The following is a 20599-nucleotide window of genomic DNA, read 5'->3' as shown; positions in this document are numbered from 1 at the left end:
CGCATGTGAAAAAAAGCTTAAAAGCGCTGTAAAAATTTTGTTACAGAATCCGTTCGGAAAAATCCTTTCAGCTCCCGGGATTGCTGCCGATACATCCTGCTTACACAGCTTGGCGGCTTCCAAAAAAAACAATCTTCCAGCCAACCGACGATAAAGAAGTACCAAGTTCCTGGAGGAATGAGATGAATAGCTGGTTCGGCAACATCAGCGTGAACCTGAAACTGGGCCTGGGGTTTGGCCTGGTCCTGGCACTGACCTGCGTCCTGGCCCTGACCGGCTGGACCAGCCTGGGCGGGCTGATCGACCGCAGCAACTGGATGAGCGACATCACCCAGCTCAACGCCGGCCTGACCAAGCTGCGCGTGGTTCGCCTGCAATACATGCTGACCAACGGCGACGAAACCGCCGCGCAAAGCGTGCAAAACACCCTCGACGCCTTCTCTGCCCAGCAGCAAGCCCTGCTGGCGAAGTTCAAGAGCCCGGAAAACCTCAAACTGCTGCGAGAGCAAGGCGCCGTCATCGACGCCTACAAGACGTCCCTGGGCAAGATGCGCAGCGCCTATCGCGCCGGCAACAGCGCCCGCGACGCCATGAGTGCCAACGCCGAAACCGCCAACACGCTGATCAATGACATCAATACCCGTGTGCAGCAAATGCCGTTGAGCGACCAGCGCTTCGAACAGTTCCAGGCCATCACCGCGGCCAAGGAAGCGTTCCTGCTGGCCCGCTACGAAGTGCGCGGCTACACCGCCAGTACCAATGCCGAGACCGAGCAAAAAGCTGTCGGCCAATTGGACGCTGCCATCGCCAGCCTGAAACCGCTGAACGTGCATTTCGCCGACTCCCAACAAGACGCCCTGCGTCAGCTGGAAACCGCGTTGGGCAACTACCGCAGCGCCTTGCAGGCCTACAAGGCCGCCAGCAATGACGCGGTGCAAGCGCGCCAGGAAATGACCGACCAGGGCGCCGCCATCGTGTCCCAGAGCGATCAGCTGTACCAGATCCAGCTCGACCGCCGTGACGCCGAAAGCGCCCGGGCGCGCACTCTGCAGCTGATCAGCACGTTGCTGGCCTTACTGGTGGGCGTCATTGCCGCCGTGGTCATCACTCGCCAGATCACCCGGCCATTGCGCGAAACCCTGGCGGTGGTCGATCGCATCGCCAGCGGTGATCTGTCCCACAACGTGCTGGTCACCCGTCGCGACGAACTCGGCGTGTTGCAGCAAGGCATCGCTCGCATGGGCGTGACCCTGCGCGACTTGATCAGCGGCATCCGCGACGGCGTGACCCAGATCGCCAGCGCCGCTGAAGAGCTGTCGGCCGTGACCGAGCAGACCAGCGCCGGGGTCAACAGTCAGAAAGTCGAGACCGATCAGGTCGCCACCGCCATGCACGAGATGACCGCCACGGTGCAGGAAGTCGCGCGCAACGCTGAAGAAGCCTCGCAAGCTGCTGCGGCGGCCGACGGCGAAGCCCGTGAAGGGGACAAAGTGGTCAATGAAGCCATCGCCCAGATCGAGCGCCTGGCCAGTGAGGTGGTGCGCTCCACCGAAGCCATGAGCGTACTGCAACGGGAAAGCGACAAGATCGGCAGCGTCATGGACGTGATCAAGGCCGTGGCCGAGCAGACCAACCTGCTGGCACTCAATGCCGCCATCGAAGCAGCTCGCGCCGGTGAAGCCGGTCGTGGTTTTGCGGTGGTGGCCGACGAGGTCCGCGGCCTGGCCCAGCGTACGCAGAAATCCACCGAGGAAATCGAAGGCCTGGTGGCCGGCCTGCAGAACGGCACGCAACAAGTGTCGGCGGTGATGAACAACAGTCGCGTCCTCACCGACAGCAGCGTGGCCCTGACCCGCAAGGCCGGCGAGTCACTGGAGAACATTACCCGCACGGTGTCCAACATCCAGTCGATGAACCAGCAGATCGCCGCCGCTGCCGAACAGCAAAGCGCCGTGGCCGAAGAGATCAGCCGCAGCATCGTCAACGTGCGCGACGTGTCTGAACAGACTGCTGCGGCGAGCGATGAGACCGCCAAGTCCAGCATTGAACTGGCGCGGCTGGGTGGTCAATTGCAGCAGATGGTGAGCCACTTCCGCGTCTGACATTCGCCTTGCCGTGAATGAAAGATCCCTTCGCGAGCAGGCTCGCTCCCACAGGTAAGGTGTCGAACACAGATTCTGTGAACGACCCAAAACCCTGTGGGAGCGAGCTTGCTCGCGATTGCATTCTGGATGACTGCGAAGATGCTCACGCCTCCCAAGGATTGATGACCTCAATCCCGGGAAACCCGAAATCTCGAACATTGCGGGTGGCTATAGCAGCCCCATGGCTTCGGCAAATGGCAGCAATTTGCGCATCGGCCATTGAAACCGCACGCCCATTGGCTTCAGCACCTGCCGTCAGCGTTGCGTACTCAACAGCGGCATGAGCATCGAACGGCAAAATGCGTCCGGCAAAGTCCTCTTCGAACATGGCCATGGCATGGGCTTCAAGTTTCTGTTTGCGCTTGCCAGAAGGCAGGCGTGCGATGCCGTGGAGTATTTCCGCCACCGTTACCGCACTGACTGCCAGATCCATCGATGGCTGTGCATCAACCCAGGCAAGCACCCGGGTTTCAGGCTCGACTCGCATAAACTCTGAAAGAACGTTGGTATCGAGCACGATCATTCAGAAAAATCCACCGCCGTCGCTTTCTCTGAACGCTCTGGCAGATCAAGCTCGACTCCGCCCAGAGCGCTGAATCGGTTGCGGATCCTGCTTCCAAGTCCACCGGCGCGATCAACAGTCGCCAAGGCCCGGCCCAGAATCAGGCGAGCCTCCTCTTCCATCGAATGTCCGTTATGAGCCGCCGTGATGCGCAGCTGCTCTTTGAGCTTCTCATCAAGGTTTCTAATTGTGATGCTGGCCATGATGCCTCCTGCAATCAATGAAATCATTGATTGCAGGCTAGCACATCCTGGCAAACCAAAACCCGGCTATCTTCCGAATGGCCAATATCACCGCGTCCCACGCTGGCGCAATGCCGACGGCATGAAGTACGCGTCTTCCGGCACCGGCTGGGCGAAGTCCACTGTGGCCGGCTCTTCGTTGTCCAGGTTCTGCACGTAGTAACGACGCGCCTGCAAGTCATGGAATACGTCCAGAGCACTCCAGGTGGTGGGCAGGTCGTAGAAGTTTTTCAGGTAGGCCATCGACACCCGCCACAACTCCCCTCGCCCGTCATATTGATCCACCAATGCGGCGCCCCAACTGTCCTCGTCGAGAAACAGCACGCGCTTGGAATAGATATGCCGCGCGCCCGGCTTAAGCGTGCCTTCGACCACCCAGACCCGATGCAGCTCATAACGGGTGAATTGCGGGTTGAGGTGGCCCGGTATGAGCAACTGCTCGTACTTCACCTCAGGGCTGCCGACTTTGTAATTGTTATAGGGAATGTAGACCTCTTGCTTGCCCTTGAGCTTCCAGTCGTAGCGGTCTGGCGAGCCGTTGAACATGTCCGTATCGTCCGCCGTGCGCAGGCCGTCGGATGAGGCGATCGGGGTGTCATACGCGAGGTTCGGCGCCCGGCGCACACGGCGTTGACCCGCGTCGTAGACCCAGGCCTGACGCGGGTCCTTGAGCTGGTCCAGGGTCTCGTGAACCAGTGCCGCACCGCCCGCCAGCCGGGCCGGGCTCTTCACGAATGCCAGGTAGTAGAACAGGATGTTTTTCAGGTCGGCAAACTGCCCGCCCGGGCGGTAATAGTTGAAGAGCCCTTCCTGCTGCGAGGTCACGAGCGCGAAGCTGCCGTTGCGTTGCACCGGCGCTTCGGAGGCACGACGGACCACATAGATGCCGCGATAACGAGTGATGTGGTTCGACAGCACCTCGATGCCATCCTTGGGCACCGGGAACGGCACACCGCCATAGGCATCGGCAAAACCGGTCCCGCCATCGATCAGCTTGGCCGAGGTCGCATTTTTCAAGGTGTTGTCATACAGCCACTGCGGCGCCGAGCCCGACCGGCGAGAGGGATAGACCGGCATCTGGAAAGTGTCGGGGTAGCTGTTGAACAGTGCGATCTGACCCGGGCTGAGGTGGGCCTTGTACTGTTCAAGGTTGACCTTGGTGATGGTGAACAGCGGCTTGTCCGCCGCATAGGGGTCCAGGTGATGCTGGCCGGGTTTGTAGCCCGCCGGCGCCTGGGTGATACCGCCGTTCCACGCCGGAATGGTCCCGGCCGCGTTGCCGGCACGCTCGGCCCCCATCGGCGTCAGCGTGGTCTTCAATTGCTCGGCTTGCTGGGGCGTGACCGCGGCGAGTGCGCTGCTGGCGGCCAGGCTCAGGAACAGCGCCAGCGTGGTCTTGGTCAGTCGTGAAGTGTGAAACATGATCGTTCTCCGAAATAAAGGCCGCAGGTCTGCAACACACAGCAGATCTCCTGTGGGAGCGAGCCTGCTCGCGAAAGCGGTATGTCAGGCGGCATCTGTATTGGCTGTGCGGCCCTCTTCGCGAGCAGGCTCGCTCCCACAGGGGCTACACCCGTGTTCTGGGTAATCAAAGGAAGTACTTGAGGTTGAAGCCAACGTTGTCGCGGTCACGCAGGCCGTTGTCCTGGCCTCCACCGTAGAACTCGGTGTATTGCAGCTCGGCCTCCAGCTTGTTCTGGTAGTTGGCCTTGACCCCCAGGGTGTAGGCCTTGCGACCCTCGATGACGTTGCCTGCCTGGTAGCTGTTGCCCTCGAAGTCATCCTTGTAGACGACATAAGGCGAGACGTTGACCCCGGCATACACGTCGTTCCAGGTGCCGTTGAGCATCGCGGTGTAGCTGTAGGAATTGCGGTTGACCTGGTCGCTGCGCTCGCCGCCGGACACATAGGAAAAGTTACCGGTGCCAGCGTAGTAACGAGTACTGCCGTCATACGCGGTGTATTGCAGGCTGCTGCCGCGCAGGTGCTCGGACGCCAGTTCGAACACGCCGAACATCGAGTCGAATGACAGGCTCGGGCCAAAGTTGTAAATCGTGCCCATGGACGCGTTGAACGCTTCCACCCGCTCGGCGTTATTGATCTGGCTGTCGAGCGTGACCTGCTGCCCGCCGATGTTGATGGTCTGGCCACCTGCCGCTGCGGCGGCGCCGTTGGCCAGGTCGCCGATCAGGTCGTTGGTGGCGGCAACCCCGATGGGCAGGTTCGGCCGATAAGCCACCTCACCGAACACCGACGCCTGGCCCAGGGTGGTGTTGAAGCTGAAGCCGTACATGCGGATGTCTTCGGCGTAGCGCCGATGCGCCTGGATATTGCCCAGCACATCCACGGTCGCCAGGCCGTTGGCCAGTTGCCCCGCCTGACTGCCGGCGACACCGGCCAACAGGTTGGTCAGGGCGTTCATGTCGATGCCCTTGTACCCACCCAGATCGGCGGAAATGGTCGGCTCCTTGGCGTGGTAGTTGACCATGTACAACCCGAACTCGGTGCTGTTGAGCTCTTCTACGATGTAGCGAAAAGCGAAGCCGAACTGGCCGTCGTTGCGCGCGTTGAAATCCTTGCCGACCGTGGCCACCTTGACGGTGTTGCCAAAGGCCGGGGTGACCCCGTTGGCGTACAGGCCGGTGGTGCTCAGGGCCTGGTTGAGCAGTGGGTTGTTGCCCAGCGCGCTGTACAGATCGATCACGTTGCCGAAGCCAGGCACCGGGGTGTCCAGCGCGGTACCGCTGAAGTTGTTGTAGGCAGTGTTGCCGCCGTCGGCGAACAGATCCGTCTGCGAGTAGAACGTGCCGACCGGGTCGATGCGGGTTTCCTTCCAGTTCGTCTGGTAAAAGCTTTCCATGGTCAGGCTGTCGGTCAGGCCGATGTTGAAGCTCAGCGCTTCCACCGGTACCAGCACTTCCTTGACTTCCGCCCCGGGCAGACGGTACTTGGCCGCATCCACCGGGTTGGTGGTGTTGATCCCGCCTCGGTAGAAAATCCCCTCGCCCCAGTTGAACACCTGGCGCCCTATACGTGCCGTGAGCGGCATCTGCGCGACGTCCCAGTTGCCATAGAGATACGCGTCGAGCATCTCCACCCGGCTGCCGGCGATATCGCGGGTCTGGTCCGTGAAGTGGTCGTCCTGCGGGAAACTCTGACTGGGTTGCGACGGGTTGTTGTTGCGGTAGTAATCGTTGCGCTTGTCCATCAGTTGCGTGTCATAGAACGCGGTGCCGCGCACGAACATCCCGTAGTTCTGATAGTTGGCCTCGAGCTCCGAGGTGATCTTGTACACCTCGGAAACCAGCCCGGTGTCGAAGTTGCGATTGCCGTCGTTGGTGTTGACGTCATCGTTGTTCTTGTCCCGGCCCTGGACCCGCCACAAGCGGCCATAAGACAAGGTACTGTCGAATGAACCGGTGATCTGGTTGTCCAGCACGCTGAACTCCTTGGCCTGCACGCCGTCGACCGCGCACAGTTGCAGCAGCCCTGCCAGGCCCACGCCGGGAAGCGCCGCGCCAGACAGGCGAAATCGAGTGCTCATGATCCGTTCCTCTTTCCCTGGTTTTATTGTTTTTGTGTTCTGACACTGTTGTTGCGATGGCTATGGCGCCAATCCCGCACGGGTATAACTCCGGCTGTGGGCGCCGAAATGCCCCAGCAGTTTGAACAGCTGCTGGTTAAGTGCCAGATGGTCGAACTCTTCGCGCTGCAGCTGATTACCGTTGCTGAAATCGCTGGTGATCGGTGCCGTGTCCAGCCACTGGCCGATGGCTTCATCAAACGCCGCGGACTCGTCGACGGACTCGGCACTCACCACTTCGCGCAGGTAGTCCACCGAGTACGGCGGATAACGGGCGTCCTGTGCAGAGTCGGTATAAGCGTCGAGCATCGGGTGTGCCTGGCCGGCGCGCAGCAGGCGACGAAGCCAGGTCGACTGATACTTCTCCACTTCCATGTGCCGGGTGGCGACCCGTTCGATGGCCGCATGTTTGTCCGCATCGAAGCCGGCCAAGGCCTTGCCTTCCAGCACCAGCAGGCTCGCCAGTTCGACACCGGGCAGCGGCTTGGCGTGATAAGGCTGGGTCATGTCCTGAACGTGGTGCAGGCCCCAACCGAGAAATCGATAACCCCAATATGGATGGCCAGTGGCAAACGCCAGTCGCGCCAACCCCATGTACTGGTAGGCGCGCCAGTCCGGCCAACTGCGCTGAAGAAATCCGGCAGCGGCATACACCACCGGGCTTTCATGGAAGAAGCCCATATGAAAGGGCGCCTGTGAGCTGTACTGAAACCGCGCGTCACCGAAAGGCTGCGGGCCGAAGCCGTACAACGCGCCGACTTCGCCGGGGTTGTCGCTGAACAGGTTGATGTCGTGGCCGTAATCCGGCTCATCGGCGGCGCTGGCCAACACGGCCAAGGCTGCGACCTGTTCGTGGTCAGGCACAACGATGAAGCGCTGGCGATTCCACGGTGAGAGCGTCTGCGCCACCATGACTTGTTCGGCCTTGAGGTGTTCACGCTCGGGCAGATCCTTGCCCGGCATCGGCTGGATGACCATCGCCAGATGAATCCCGGGATTGATGCGCAGTGCGGTGAGGAAGTCGTGGCGCAGATTGTCCCCGGGCACGGCTGGCAATCGCAGGTTGTCGGGGCGCGGCGGGTATTGGTTGAAGTGCTCGCGGGCGAAGCTTTCCTGCTCATCGAGCAGCGCACTCACGGCCTGGTATTGCTGCGAAAGAAACTGTTCCAGCGGCTCGACTTCGACCTGCGGTGCATCACGCAACGTCGGCAAATCCTGCAACGCCAGGTAGCTGCCCACCGTATGGTTCGACCAGCCCCAGGCTGTGGGGGCCGTTGCACAAAGCAGCAACAGGAGGAATTTCAGCTTCATTGCCTGGTTCTTATTGGATGTGCCGTGGGGGTTGAGCCTAACAACCGACCCTGCCCCTGACACTGTCCGATCTCACCAGAAAAGTTCTCCGATAGCGCCACGCCAGGTGGCATGAAAACACCACCGATCATTGTGGGAGCGAGCCTGCTCGCGAAGACGGCAGCACAGTCAACAGTGATGTGACCGACACTCCGCTTTCGCGAGCAGGCTCGCTCCCACAGTAGATTTGAGGTGTTCTTTCAGGCGGGGTAACCGGTGATTTTGCGGATGCTCTGGTACAACGGCTTGAGCTGTCGATACATGCGCAGGTAGACCTCTTTGTACAGTCGCTCATAGATCTGCTGCGCCTCGGGTTGCGGCATGAATACCGCACCGACCCGCGTCATGGCGGCCATCGCCGTGGGGAAATCCGCGTGCAGCCCCAGCCCCACCGCGCAGCAAATGGCCGCGCCCAGGCCGGACGCTTCGTAGACATGCGGACGCTCGGCCGGCAGGCCGAAAATGTTCGCCGTGAGTTGCATCGCAGCATCACTCTGGGAGCCACCACCGGCGACGCGCAAGCGCGTGATGGAGACCCTCGAACGTTTCTCGATCTTCTCCATGCCCTGACGCAAGGCATACGCCAGACCTTCGAGGATCGCCCGGTAAATGTGCGCGCGGGTATGCACGTCGCCGAAGCCGATCATCGCGCCCTTGGCTTCCACACCCGGATCGCGGATACCGGGCGACCAGTAGGGTTGCAGCATCAACCCCATGGAGCCCGGCGGCACCGCGTCGACCAGCGCATCGAAGAGTTGCTCGGGCTCCACGCCCTGGGCTTTGGCCTGCTGCATTTCCCGCAGGCCGAACTCGTTCTTGAACCAGCTGACCATCCAGTAGCCGCGATAAATCATTACCTCGCAGTTGTATTGATCCGGCACCGCGGACGGGTAAGGCGGAATCAACGGGACGATTTCCAGGTAGCGCGACCGGGTGCTGGTGATCGTCGCCGTGGTGCCGTAGGAAAGGCACACGGTGCCTGCGTCGACGACGCCGGAACCCACGACTTCGCAGGCCTTGTCGGCACCCGCGGCGATCAGCGGCAGCCCCTCGGGAATGCCAGTGTGGCGGCTGGCCTCGGCGCTGATGTAGCCGAGGGTTTCACCGGGCTTGTGCAGGCTCGGCAGTTGCTCGGGGCGCACCGCCAGCGCCTGCCATTTCCAGTCGGCGGGTGCGGCCCAGCGCAAGCGCTTGAAGTCGAACGGCAGGTAACCGACGCAACAGCCCACCGAATCGACAAAGCGCCCGCAAAGGCGATGGGTGAGAAACCCCGAGAGCAGCAAAAACTTGTCGGTCGCCGCCCAGACTTCAGGCTGATTGCGGGCGATCCAGTTGGCCTCGGCCTGGGCGCGAAAGTAGTTCACCGTGGCTTGCGCGCCGACCAGTTTGAACAGCCAGCCCCATGGTCCCTTGATGCCGCCTTCGACTTCGGCCTGGCGCTGATCGAGCCACAGGATCGCCGGGCGCAGCGCCTTGCCCTGGGCATCGACGTTGATCACGGTACCGCGCTGGGTGGTCAGGGATACACCGGCAATCTGTGAGCGATCGATGCCGGTTTGCTGCCACAACTGCTGGCAGGCCTCACCCAGTTTTGCCCAGTAATACTCCGGGTCCTGCTCGGCCCAGCCGGGTTGAGTCGAGTAATAGGCCTGCAACTCGACCTTGCCTTTGCCCAGCAGATTGCCCTGCAGGTCGAAGAGCAGCGCGCGCACGCTCTGGGTGCCATTGTCGATGGCCAACAGGTAACGCTTGTTCGGGTGGTTATCCATGGAGCTCTCTTCAATGGGCATCAATGCGCGGCATCCGGCAAACCATGATGGCGTTGCCACAACGCCCGATAACGCTGTAATTCCTGCTGCCAATGCTCATCGTCCCAACCCAGTCGCGGTTGGCAGAGTTGGCGAATGGCAGCGAAATACTCCTCGCCACCGCGCGGCAGCAACAGGCCAAGGCGGGTTCGGCGCAGCAGCAGGTCATCCAGGTGCAGGACCATTTCCCCATCGCAGGCAACGGCCAGTTCCGCCCACAAGGTGTCAGTGCCGCCGACGCTGTCGTGGCCCAGTTCGGTGATCAGTTGCGCCAGCCTCGGCAGGTCACGGCCATGTCGCCCGGCCAGGCGCCGCCACCGGTTGGCGCTCAGTCCCGGTATCGCCAGCGGCGGCACGGCGGCGAACACCGGCGCAGCGTCATCATTGAAGGGGCGCTCGAGCATGCTCGCGCAGGCCTTGAGCACTTCGATCGCCTGCGGGCGAAAGGTGGTCAGCTTGCCGCCGGCCAGAGTCACGCAACCAGGCTCCTGCCACAGCACATGTTCACGGGTTTCATTCGACGGTTTGTCTTGATGCTCACCCGCCGCGCCGCCCACCACCGGGCGCACTCCCGACCACGTCGACAGCACATCGGCTGCGACCACCTCGGCCTGGGGGAACTGCTGGCTGCAAGCCGCCAGCAGATAGTCGAGTTCATCAAAGCTGATGCTCGCGCTCTGGTCCAGATCGCCGTGATGATCGAGATCCGTGGTGCCGACCACCGTGGCACCCTCCCAAGGGAAAACGAACACTGGTCGACGGTCGCGCTCGTGCAGGAAGGTGAAGGCTTGCGCCACTGGCAGGCGCCAGCCCGGCAACAACAGATGACTGCCACGCAACGGGCGCAACTGGCGAGGGGCATCGGGCAGGCGCAAGCGCTCGGCCCACGCGCCGGTTGCCACCGCCAGCACAGCACAACGCAATGTCAGTGATCCGCCGCCCTCGCAGTCTTCGACCTGAACCCCGCAAACGCGCCCCTCTTCACGCAGCAATTGCTGCACGCGCATGCCGTTGAGCACCAGGGCACCGTCGGCCCGGGCCTCGCCCAATACGCGCATCACCAGACGGGCATCATCGGTCAGCGCGTCGACAAAACAGGTGCCGCCCAGCAGGTCATCTTCCTTCACCCCAGGCGCCAGATAACGCAGTTGTTGCGCGTCATGGAAGTGATGGCTGCGCCGCCCGGCCAAGGCGTCATAGATGGACAGCAAACCACCCAGCACCCGAGGTCCGGGAAAACCACCACGGTAATGCGGCATCATGAAACTCATCGGCTCCACCAGCCCCGGCGCTTCGTCGAGCAGGCGCTGGCGTTCGCGGACCGAATCACGGGTCAGGCGCCACTGGCCCTTGGCGATGTAGCGCAAGCCGCCATGAACCATTTTCGAGGAGCGGCTGGAGGTACCCCAGGCGAAATCGCGCTGCTCCAGTAGCAGGCAGCGCCAGCCACGGCGCGCGGCTTCGCGCAGGATGCCGGCGCCGCTGATGCCGCCGCCGATGACGATCAGGTCCCAGGATTCCTCCGCCAGCGTCGGCAGCACCCGCTGTCGCCACGCCGCGTTCCAGTCCAGGCTCATGGCCGTCACTCCTGCAACAGCGTGCCAGGGTTCAGTCGCCCGGCCGGATCAAAATGCCGACTCAGTGCCTGCAGGGCTTCCATCGCCAGCGCGCCCTTCTCCCGCCGCAGGTACGGCGCGTGATCCTTGCCCACGCCATGCTGGTGACTGATGGTGCCGTGGTTGTCGACGATGGTCTGGCTGGCCGCCTGCTTGAGTGCCTGCCAGCGCGCCAGGGTGGCGGGGTAGTCCGCCGCCGGGCGAAACACATAGGTGGTGTAGATGCTCGATCCTTCACCATAGACATGGGAAAGGTGGGTGAAGACATGCACCCGCTCGCCTTCGGCAGCCAAGGCGTCGCGCAGGCTGTTTTCGATCAGCGTGAGCAGGTTGTCGACGTTGCTCCAGTCGGTGGCCGTTTCCAGGGTGTCCACCACGTAACCGGCGTTCCACAGGTTTTCGCGCAGGTAGGGAAAACGAAAACGGTTCTGCGCCCACTTCTTGCCGAGCAAGGTGCCGGTAAACACCCCGCCGAACGCCTTGAGATGCTGCCGGGCCTGACGCAGGGACAGCGCATTTTGCCGACGATTGCCGGTCACGCCGAACGTCAGCAGGCATTTGCCCGCACCGGCGCCGCGCAGGGCCAGGTACTTTTCAAGCCAGGCGATCTGCTGCGGGTGACCGGCCAGCGCCAGCTGGGTTTCGGTTTCCACCGCGTTGGACAGGCGCAGCATCGACAGCGGCACGCGCGCCTGGGCCAACTGGCGGATGGCTTGCAACGCCTTGGGCCAATCGGGCAGAAACACCCCATAGAAACGTTCATCGGCAGGCAGTGCGCTGACCCGCACCTTCACTTCGGAAATGATCCCGAAACGGCCCTCACAGCCCAACACCACTTCGCGCAGATCGGGCCCGGCCGCCGAGGCGGGAAAGGAGGCAATTTCCAAAGGTCCGGCAAAGGTTTCCAGGGTCCCGCCGGCGAACAGTTGCTCGATCCGCCCATAGCGCAGCGACTGCTGGCCACTGGAACGACTGGCAACCCAACCACCCAGGGTCGACAGCTCCCACGACTGCGGGAAATGCCCCAGGGTGTAACCACGGGCGCGCAACTGACTTTCCACCTGCGGTCCGCTGGTGCCAGGGCCGAAGGTGGCCAGCAGGCTCTCTTCGTCGAGGTCCAGCAGGCGATTCATGCGGGCCAGGGAAACCGTCACAACCGGCCGCGCGGAACTCGGCGGGTTGATGTGACCGGCCACCGAAGTGCCGCCGCCATAAGGAATCAGGCACAGGTCCTGTTCATGGGCGAGCAGCAGTAACCGGCGAATCTGTTCAGCGCTCACGGGATAGGCCACGGCATCGGGATAATTTCCCAGCGCGCCTTCACGCAACGCCAGCCAGTCCGGCAGGCTCTGGCCGCGAGCATGCAGCAAACGATCATGGGCATCGACGCTGTACAAGAAGTGTTGCTGCAACCGCGACGGAGGTACGCGGGCCAATGCCGTCTCCAGCGTCGCATCGGGCAGCGCTCGACCGTCACCCACCCGCCGGGCGAGAAAACTCGCGCCCTGGGCCGGCAGTTCGACCACCGTGGTTGCATCTCCCCAGCCGTTCCAGCGTCGCATGCGTGTGTCCTTTTGCGGTTCTGATCAGTGATATTTCAGGCCCCCATACTAGTCAGCCGCCCGAAAGTGTCACGGTCGCATCCGGCCAGTTCGAGTAGCCAATTGAGTCAAACGTCGCGCAGGCGTCAGCCATTTACTTTAGCCGTGGTTTCAAATTACCTTTCAGTGCATTCATCCGCGCACGCGGGCCTTGATCAAAGGAAACGATCATGCAATCCCTGGGCTTCACTTCAGTTCCGCCGCTGCTCAAATACCTGCGTCATGCCGAACAACTGGGCATGGCCATCGAGCCTGCGTTGGCGGCTGCCGGGTTGCAGGCACAGCAGTTGAGTGACAACAGCCTGCGGTTGCCGGGTGAAGCCCATGAACGGCTGCTCGATTATTTCTGCGAGCACTCGGGCGATGCGTTGTTCGGTCTCAACGCCGCGCGTTTCGTGTTGCCCAACTCCTGGAGCGTGCTGGGCTACATCACCATGAACTGCGCGACACTGGGCGACGCCATGAGCCGCATCATGCCGTTCGAGAAGCTGGTGGGAGACATGGGCGTCAGCCGCGCCGAGGTGCAAGGCTGCGAGGTGCACCTGATCTGGACATGCCGCCATCAGCGCCCGCGAATTCGCCGGCACCTGGTGGAAAACGTGCTCGGTTCCTGGCTGCAATACGCGCGCTGGATCGCCGACACGCAAATGTCGCCGGCCGCCGTCTGGCTGGAACATGCCTGTCCGGCCGACACAACGCTTGCACAGTACGAGCAGTTCTTCGACTGCCCGGTACTGTTCGACCAACCCTATTCGGCGCTGATTGTCCCGTTGCCGTATTTGCAGTTGCCATTGCGCCAGGCCGATGCGCAATTGCTGCGCACGCTGGAAGAACATGCCCAGGGATTGATGGCCACACTGGAGGACGCATCGCTGGAACAGCGGGTCAAAAGCATCCTGCGAAAGTTGCTCAAGGAAGGCCTGCCACGCAAGGAGCAGGTGGCCGAGCATCTCGCGGTGTCAGTGCGCACGCTGCAACGCCAGCTGCATCTGGCCGGAACGTCGTACCAGCAGATCCTCGATGACCTGCGCCAGGAGCTGGCCGAGCATTACCTGCTCAACAGCACCCTGCCGATTCAGGACATCGCCCAGTACCTGGGTTTCACTGAACCCCGCTCGTTTCACCGCACGTTCAAAAGCCGGCGCGGGATGCCGCCCGGCGAGTTTCGCCAAACCCACCGGGTTTGACGCAGTCCTCGAAACTCACTGAAAACCCGTGCGCAAATCCCCTTCCCGGGCCAGGAACCGCCCTTCCCTGCGCCCGTTGGCCTGGCCATCGCGGTAGCTCAACACACCGTTGACCCATACGCCCTCGATGCCTTGCGCCGCCCGTTGCGGATCGTTGAAATCGGCGACATCGCGGATGGTTGCCGGATCGAACAACACCAGGTCGGCCCAATGGCCTTCGCGGATCTCACCGCGCCCCTTCAAACCGAAGCGTGCCGCCGACAGCCCGGTCATTTTGTGCACGGCGGTGTGCAGCGGAAACAGTCCCACGTCGCGACTGAAATGTCCGAGCACCCGAGGGAATGCGCCCCACAGGCGTGGGTGCGGAAACGGGTCTTCCGGCAGGCCGTCGGAGCCGACCATCGACAGCGGGTGCGCGAGGATTCTGCGGACATCCGCCTCATCCATTCCGTAGTACACCGCACCAGCCGGTTGCAGTTGGCGAGCAGCATCCAGCAGCGACACATTCCATTCGGCGGCAATGTCCATCAGGTCGCGGCCGCCCATTTCCGGGTGCGGGGTCGACCAGGTGATGGTGATGCGATGGGCATCGGTCACTTGCTTGAGGTCCAGGGTCGAAGAGCTCGCGGCGTATGGATAACAGTCGCAACCCACCGGGTGGGTTTTCGCCGCCTGTTCCAGGGACGCCAGCAGCTGTGGACTACGCCCCCAGTTACCGGCGCCAGCGCATTTGAGGTGGGAAATGATCACCGGGCTTTGCGCATGGCGGCCGATCTTGAACGCCTCGTCCATGGCCTCCAGCACCGGTTCGAATTCGCTGCGCAAATGGGTGGTGTAGACCGCCCCGAACGCTGTCAACTCTTCGGTCAGTTGCATCACTTCATCGGTGGATGCCGAGAAGGCGCTGGCATAGGCAAGGCCGGTGGACAGGCCCAAGGCGCCGGCCTCAAGGCTTTCGCGCAATTGCTCGCGCATCGCACTGATTTCGTCCGCTGTGGCGGTACGGAACAGGTCATCCAGATGATTGCTGCGCAACGCCGTGTGGCCGACCAGCGCGGCAACGTTCAGCGTGGTGTTCGCCGCTTCCACCGCCGCGCGGTAGTCGCGAAAGGTCGGATAAACGAACGCAGCGGCCGTGCCCAACAGGTTCATCGGGTCCGGTGGATCGCCGCGCAAACTCACCGGCGATGCACTGATCCCGCAGTTGCCGACGATGACCGTGGTCACGCCCTGGCTGAGCTTGGGCAGCATCTGCGGCTGACGAATCACCACGGTGTCGTCATGGGTGTGCACGTCGATGAAACCCGGCGCCAGCACATGACCCTGCGCGTCGATTTCCTCGCCGGCGTGGGCATCGCGCAAGTCGCCGATACGCTCGATGCGCCCGTTGAGAATGGCCACGTCGGCGGGGTATCCGGGGCTGTTGCTGCCATCGATGATCAGGGCGTTGCGAATCAGCGTGTCGTACTGCATGTCAGTCTCCCAGCGGCAAGTGATCGTCGCCGCCGCGGTATTCGTCGAGGGCGAGTTTGATCCGCCGCAGACGTTCTTGATTGTCTTCAGGATTGGCCAACGCCAGTTCGGTGGCGAGCACATCGATGGCCAGCAGCATGCCGTAGCGCGCTGCCGTGGGTTTGTAGATGAACGAGGTTTCGGCACTTTGCAGCGGCAGGACGATGTCGGCCAGTTGCGCCAGCGGAGAATCGGCCCGGGTGATTGCCAGAATGCGTGCGCCGTAGTTGCGCGCCAGTTCCACCGTTTCAATCAGCTCCGGGGTGATCCCGGTCAACGAGCAGACAATCACCACCTGTTCGGCACTGAGGCTGGCGGCGGTGACACGCATCATCACTGCATCGTGGCACACCGCAATCGGATAGCCGAGGCGCACCAGGCGCACCTGCAGTTCATCGCTGCACAGGGTCGAACAGCCGCCCATGCCGAAGGCGTGAATCATCCGCGCCTTGCCCAGCAGTTTCACCGCATCGGCGAAACGCGACTCATCGAACGCGGCCAGGTGCTGGCGCAAGGTCGACTCGATGTCACTCACGATCTGCCCGTAGAACGCCGACTGCTCAGGCGTGCCCGCCGGATCGAGAAACCGGCTGCCGACGCCGCTGGCCTGGGCCAGTTGCAAACGCAAGTCACGCAGGTCCTTGCAACCGACCGTACGGGCGAACCGCGACAGCGTGGCGCTGCTGACCTCTGCCCGCAGTGCCAGTTCATCGAGGCTGGCGGAGGCGGCAAATCCTACATCGTCGAGCATCAGGCGGGCGATGCGTCCTTCACCGGCGCTGAAGGAGTCCTGACGGGCGCGGATCTGGTAGAGGATGTCCATGGCGGGCGGCTCCGGTTAAATCAGGTAAGAAAGACCAACGGTCAACGCGAAAGCAACGAGCGAGATCAGTGTCTCAAGCACGGTCCAGGTCTTGAAGGTCTGAGTCACTGTCATGTTGAAGTATTCCTTGATCAACCAGAAGCCGCCGTCGTTGACGTGGGAAAAGATTACCGACCCGGCCCCGGTCGCCAGCACCAGCAGTTCCGGATGGGGATAACCCAGACCAATGGCCACCGGCGCGACTACGCCTGAAGCGGTGGTCATGGCCACGGTGGCAGAACCGGTGGCGATGCGCATCAGCGCGGCGAACAGCCAGCCCATCAACAACGGCGACAAATGAAATTCGTGGGCCAGGCCAACGATCTGGTCGGTGACGCCGGCGTCCACCAGAATCCGGTTCAAGCCACCGCCGGCACCCACCAGCAGCGTGATGCTCGCGGTCGGCGCCAGGCATTCGTTGGTGAACTTGAGGATCGATTCACGGTTGAAACCCTGGGCCAGGCCGAGGGTCCAGAAGCTCAGCAATGTGGCCAGCAACAGCGCGATCACCGAGTTGCCGATGAACAGCAGGAACTGGTTGAAACCTGTGCCCGGTGTGGAAATCAGGTTAGCCCAGCCGCCAATCAGCATCAGCACCACCGGCAACAGGATGGTCGCCATGGTGATGCCGAACCCCGGCAGGCTGTCGCGCGGTTCACGCTCAAGAAACTGGCGTTCCAGCGGGTTTTCCGCCGGCAACTGAATGCGCGGCACAATGAATTTGGCGTACAGGGGACCGGCGATGATCGCGGTCGGAATGCCGATCAGGATCGCGTACATCAACGTCTGCCCCACAGACGCCTGATACACCTGCACTGCCAGCATCGCCGCCGGGTGCGGCGGCACCAGCGCATGCACCACCGAAAGCCCGGCGACCATCGGCAAGCCGACCATCAGGATCGAGACGCCCACGCGCCGCGCCACGGTAAAGGCAATCGGCACCAGCAAGACGAAACCGACTTCGAAGAACAGCGGCAGCCCCACCAGAAACGCGATGGTCACCATCGCCCAATGCGCGTTCTTCTCGCCAAAGCGGTCGATCAAGGTCCGCGCCACCTGCTCGGCGCCGCCGGACTCGGCCATCATCTTGCCAAGCATGGTGCCCAGCGCCACCACCAGTGCGATGTGCCCCAGGGTCTTGCCGACACCCGCCTCGTACGCCCCCACCACACCGGACGGCGGCATGCCGGCGACCAGCGCCAGGCCGATGGAAATCAGGGTGATGACAATGAACGGGTTGAGTCGGTAACGGGCGATCAGAACGATCAGTGCAATGATGGCGATGGCGGCATACACCAGCAGCCAATAGCCGAAGGACAGGGTCATGCGGTACTCCTCGAGAGGGTCACGTCGAAATATTTGTGAAACTCTTAAAACATTTCGGCAGGTGATTTTCAAACGAGGTGAAAGTAATTTTCGTGCAGAGGTAAGGGGTGTCGCACAGAGGTATGAGTTGTCGCAAATAATGAAAATCAGGCAGGCGGATTTTCATCGCGCCTGCCTGTTTGATTTCAGTCGTGCTGCATCCGGGCACGCTTGAGCAATTTCTTGCAGCGCTCGGACAAATGCAGCACCCGCAGGTGCTTGCCGGCTTTGTTATAGCGCTCGCGCAAGGTACCCAGTGCGGCGATGGCCGAGTAGTCGACAAAACTCAGGTGCTGGCAATCGAGTGTCACTTGCGCCGGGTCATTGGCCGGATCGAACTGATTGAGGAAGGGTGTGGTCGAGGCGAAGAACAGCGTGCCATGCACCCGGTACAGCTTGCTGCCGTCAGTCTCCAGATGACTGTCGGCGTATAGCTGCCGGGCCTGCTGCCAGGCAAAGTTCAGCGCCGCGATGATGATCCCGCAGAGCACCGCGATGGCCAGATCGGTGAAAACGGTAATCACCGTCACGGCGATGATCACCAGAGCATCGTTCAGCGGGACCTTGTTCATCACCCGCAGCGAGGCCCAGGCGAAGGTCTGTTGCGCCACCACGAACATCACCCCGACCAACGCGGCCAATGGAATGCGCTCGATCAGCGGCGACAGAAACAGGATGAACAACAGGATCGACACCCCGGCCACCATCCCGGACAAGCGCCCGCGCCCGCCGGAACTGAGGTTGATCATAGTCTGGCCGATCATCGCGCAACCGCCCATGCCGCCGAACGCACCGGACACCACATTCGCCGCCCCCAGCGCCACGCACTCCCGATCCGGGTAGCCACGGCTTTCGGTGATTTCGTCGGTGAGGTTCAGGGTCAACAGGGTTTCCAGCAACCCGACCAGCGCCATCAGGATCGCGTAGGGCGCGATGATGCGCAGGGTGTCCAGGTTCCATGGAATGTCCGGCAGGGTCAGGCTCGGCAAGCCACCGGCGATGTGCGCCAGGTCGCCCAGGGTGCGGGTCGGCAAGCCAAGCAGATACACCGCCAGGCCCACGCCGAGAATCGCCACCAGCGCTGGCGGCACCGTACGGGTCAGACGCGGCAACACGTAGACAACGGCCATGGTCACCGCGACCAGCCCGATCATCATGTACAGCGGCGTACCGCTCAACCAGGCCTCCCCGCTCTTGAAGTGCTCCAGTTGCGCCAGGGCAATGATGATCGCCAGGCCGTTGACGAAGCCGAGCATCACCGGGTGCGGCACCATGCGCACCAGTTTGCCGAGCTTGAGCAGCCCGAACGCCATCATGATCAGCCCGCCCATCAATACCGTGGCCAGCAGATACTGCACGCCGTGTTGCACCACCAGCGCGACGATCACCACGGCCATCGAGCCGGCCGCGCCGGAGACCATGCCCGGTCGCCCGCCGAACAGCGCGGTCAGGGTGCAGATGATGAACGCGCCATAGAGGCCCATCAACGGGTTGAGATGGGCCACCAGCGCGAACGCGATGCACTCGGGCAACAGGGCGAAGGAAGTGGTAAGCCCGGCCAGGACATCGGCGCGTAGACGTTTTGCTTTCATGGGGGGGACCGCACACAGGGAGAGACTGGAAAAGAGTGTGCGGATGTTACGGAAATGCAGTCAGACCGACCAGTTGTTGTGCCTGCGCAAACGCCATCGCGAGCAAGCTCGCTCCCACAAGGGATCTGCGTCGAACACAAAATCTGTGCCCTATGGAGATCAAATGTGGGAGCGAGCTCGCTCGCGATAGCCGCCACTCGGTCTGAAGCGAACTCACACCATATCGTCGCGAATCCACTCGACCACCGACGTGCGCTTCGGCACCCAGCTCAACAATTCCCGCGCATGCTTGCCACGCACCCGGCTGTTGGAGCCCAAACCATAGTTGGCCATTTCATAGCCCCACTCGGCTTCCGCGTCCTTGAGCGCCCAGTCCTGCGGCTCGCCCAGGTTCAGCGCCTGGGCCATGGCGGTGGTCATGTCGATGAACGACGCTTCACCGCTTTCGACGAAGTAGAAGGTGCCAGGTACGTTTTCAGTCAGCGCCAGCAGGTACAGCGCCACCACGTCCTCGATGTGCACATTGGACCAGATGTTCTGGCCTGGGCCGACATGGCGCACCACACCGCTTTTGCGTGCCTGTTTGAGCAGGCGCGGCAGTTGCACGCTGTCACGATGGACGCCCAGGCTGTGGCCGTAGATCAGGGTGTTGCAGATCACGGCCGAGTTCACCCCGTCCATGGCCGCCGCCAGGATCAGGTTGTCGATTGCCACGCGCGCTGCCTTGTCGACTGTCGGTTTCGGCAGGTTGTCTTCGAAGTAGATGACATCACTGGATTTACCACCCGAGGCATCACCGACGATGCTCGAACCGCTGGTGTGCAGGAACACTTTGCCGGAACCGCGCAAGGTATCGAGCAAGGCTTCCACCGCGCCACGATGATCGCTGCTGGCGGCGTTGATCACAGCGTCCGCAGCAAGCGCCTGATCGGCCAACAGGGCGCAGTCGTCCAGCGTACCAATTACCGGGGTGATGCCCAGTGCACGCAGTTCATCGGCTTGTTCGGCGCTGCGCACCAGACCGGTGACGTTGTGGCCAGCCTGGACCAGGCCCGTGGCGATGGAACCGCCGATAAAACCGGCGGCACCGGTAACGAATACATTCATGGAGAAACTCCCTGCGTGGAAAAGTGATGCAAGGAGTATCCGGCAGCGATCCTTGAGGAAAAATCCCT

General features: G+C 62.2%; 15 protein-coding genes. 2 read left to right on the top strand and 13 right to left on the bottom strand.

Annotated elements, in window-relative coordinates; translation table 11 throughout:
- Positions 1 to 182 precede the first annotated feature (182 nt).
- Positions 183 to 2102: a methyl-accepting chemotaxis protein gene (locus WHX55_RS03435; RefSeq protein ID WP_353742068.1), complete on the top strand. Its 1920-nt coding sequence runs from the start codon at positions 183 to 185 to the stop codon at positions 2100 to 2102.
- 145 nt (positions 2103 to 2247) lie between these two features.
- Here the strand turns inward: WHX55_RS03435 and WHX55_RS03430 are convergent, their stop codons facing one another.
- The 8 genes from WHX55_RS03430 to WHX55_RS03395 all read right to left on the bottom strand — a co-directional run bounded on the left by WHX55_RS03430 (position 2248) and on the right by WHX55_RS03395 (position 12867).
- On the bottom strand, positions 2248 to 2667 hold the full coding sequence (locus tag WHX55_RS03430; RefSeq protein WP_353742067.1) for a type II toxin-antitoxin system VapC family toxin: 420 nt from the start codon (positions 2665 to 2667) through the stop codon (positions 2248 to 2250).
- Positions 2664 to 2909 (bottom strand): plasmid stabilization protein, encoded by a 246-nt coding sequence (locus WHX55_RS03425; protein WP_046038645.1) that lies wholly within the window; start codon positions 2907 to 2909, stop codon positions 2664 to 2666. Before WHX55_RS03425 ends, WHX55_RS03430 begins: the two co-directional genes overlap by 4 nt.
- Before the next feature lie 87 nt (positions 2910 to 2996).
- Positions 2997 to 4370 carry a DUF1329 domain-containing protein gene (locus tag WHX55_RS03420; protein WP_353742066.1) on the bottom strand — a complete coding sequence of 458 codons (1374 nt, stop codon included), beginning with the start codon at positions 4368 to 4370 and terminating at the stop codon, positions 2997 to 2999.
- 166 nt (positions 4371 to 4536) lie between these two features.
- Positions 4537 to 6492 (bottom strand): DUF1302 domain-containing protein, encoded by a 1956-nt coding sequence (locus WHX55_RS03415; RefSeq protein ID WP_353742065.1) that lies wholly within the window; start codon positions 6490 to 6492, stop codon positions 4537 to 4539.
- A gap of 60 nt (positions 6493 to 6552) precedes the next feature.
- On the bottom strand, positions 6553 to 7842 hold the full coding sequence (locus WHX55_RS03410) for a phospholipase (protein ID WP_353742064.1): 1290 nt from the start codon (positions 7840 to 7842) through the stop codon (positions 6553 to 6555).
- A gap of 239 nt (positions 7843 to 8081) precedes the next feature.
- Positions 8082 to 9650 (bottom strand): FGGY-family carbohydrate kinase, encoded by a 1569-nt coding sequence (locus WHX55_RS03405; protein ID WP_353742063.1) that lies wholly within the window; start codon positions 9648 to 9650, stop codon positions 8082 to 8084.
- A 20-nt stretch (positions 9651 to 9670) separates the two neighbouring features.
- A complete protein-coding gene (locus WHX55_RS03400; protein WP_353742062.1) occupies positions 9671 to 11266 on the bottom strand; it encodes a glycerol-3-phosphate dehydrogenase/oxidase in 1596 nt (531 codons plus the stop codon).
- 5 nt (positions 11267 to 11271) lie between these two features.
- Positions 11272 to 12867 carry an FAD-binding oxidoreductase gene (locus tag WHX55_RS03395; RefSeq protein WP_353742061.1) on the bottom strand — a complete coding sequence of 532 codons (1596 nt, stop codon included), beginning with the start codon at positions 12865 to 12867 and terminating at the stop codon, positions 11272 to 11274.
- Positions 12868 to 13076: 209 nt separating this feature from the next.
- On the opposite strand from WHX55_RS03395, the gene WHX55_RS03390 reads away from it, so the two are divergent.
- On the top strand, positions 13077 to 14093 hold the full coding sequence (locus WHX55_RS03390) for an AraC family transcriptional regulator (RefSeq protein ID WP_353742060.1): 1017 nt from the start codon (positions 13077 to 13079) through the stop codon (positions 14091 to 14093).
- Positions 14094 to 14108: 15 nt separating this feature from the next.
- Here WHX55_RS03390 and WHX55_RS03385 read toward each other — a convergent pair whose 3' ends face one another.
- The 5 genes from WHX55_RS03385 to WHX55_RS03365 form a co-directional block, all read right to left on the bottom strand.
- Complete coding sequence (locus tag WHX55_RS03385) at positions 14109 to 15566, bottom strand: D-aminoacylase (RefSeq protein WP_353742059.1); 1458 nt, start codon at positions 15564 to 15566, stop codon at positions 14109 to 14111.
- A gap of 1 nt (position 15567) precedes the next feature.
- Positions 15568 to 16428: a MurR/RpiR family transcriptional regulator gene (locus WHX55_RS03380; RefSeq protein WP_150758046.1), complete on the bottom strand. Its 861-nt coding sequence runs from the start codon at positions 16426 to 16428 to the stop codon at positions 15568 to 15570.
- 15 nt (positions 16429 to 16443) lie between these two features.
- A complete protein-coding gene (locus WHX55_RS03375) occupies positions 16444 to 17793 on the bottom strand; it encodes a gluconate:H+ symporter (protein WP_353742058.1) in 1350 nt (449 codons plus the stop codon).
- Positions 17794 to 17978: 185 nt separating this feature from the next.
- The gene (locus WHX55_RS03370) at positions 17979 to 19424 is read right to left on the bottom strand and encodes a SulP family inorganic anion transporter (protein WP_353742057.1); all 1446 of its coding nucleotides are present in this window, start codon (positions 19422 to 19424) and stop codon (positions 17979 to 17981) included.
- Positions 19425 to 19637: 213 nt separating this feature from the next.
- Positions 19638 to 20531, bottom strand: a complete 894-nt coding sequence (locus WHX55_RS03365) for an NAD-dependent epimerase/dehydratase family protein (RefSeq protein ID WP_353742056.1) — start codon at positions 20529 to 20531, stop codon at positions 19638 to 19640.
- Positions 20532 to 20599: the final 68 nt, after the last annotated feature.

Origin of the sequence: Pseudomonas fluorescens (assembly GCF_040448305.1) — a bacterium.
Taxonomy (GTDB): domain Bacteria; phylum Pseudomonadota; class Gammaproteobacteria; order Pseudomonadales; family Pseudomonadaceae; genus Aquipseudomonas; species Aquipseudomonas fluorescens_BH.
Note: the sequence above shows the minus strand (reverse complement) of the source record. Positions and strands in the feature narration are given on the sequence as shown.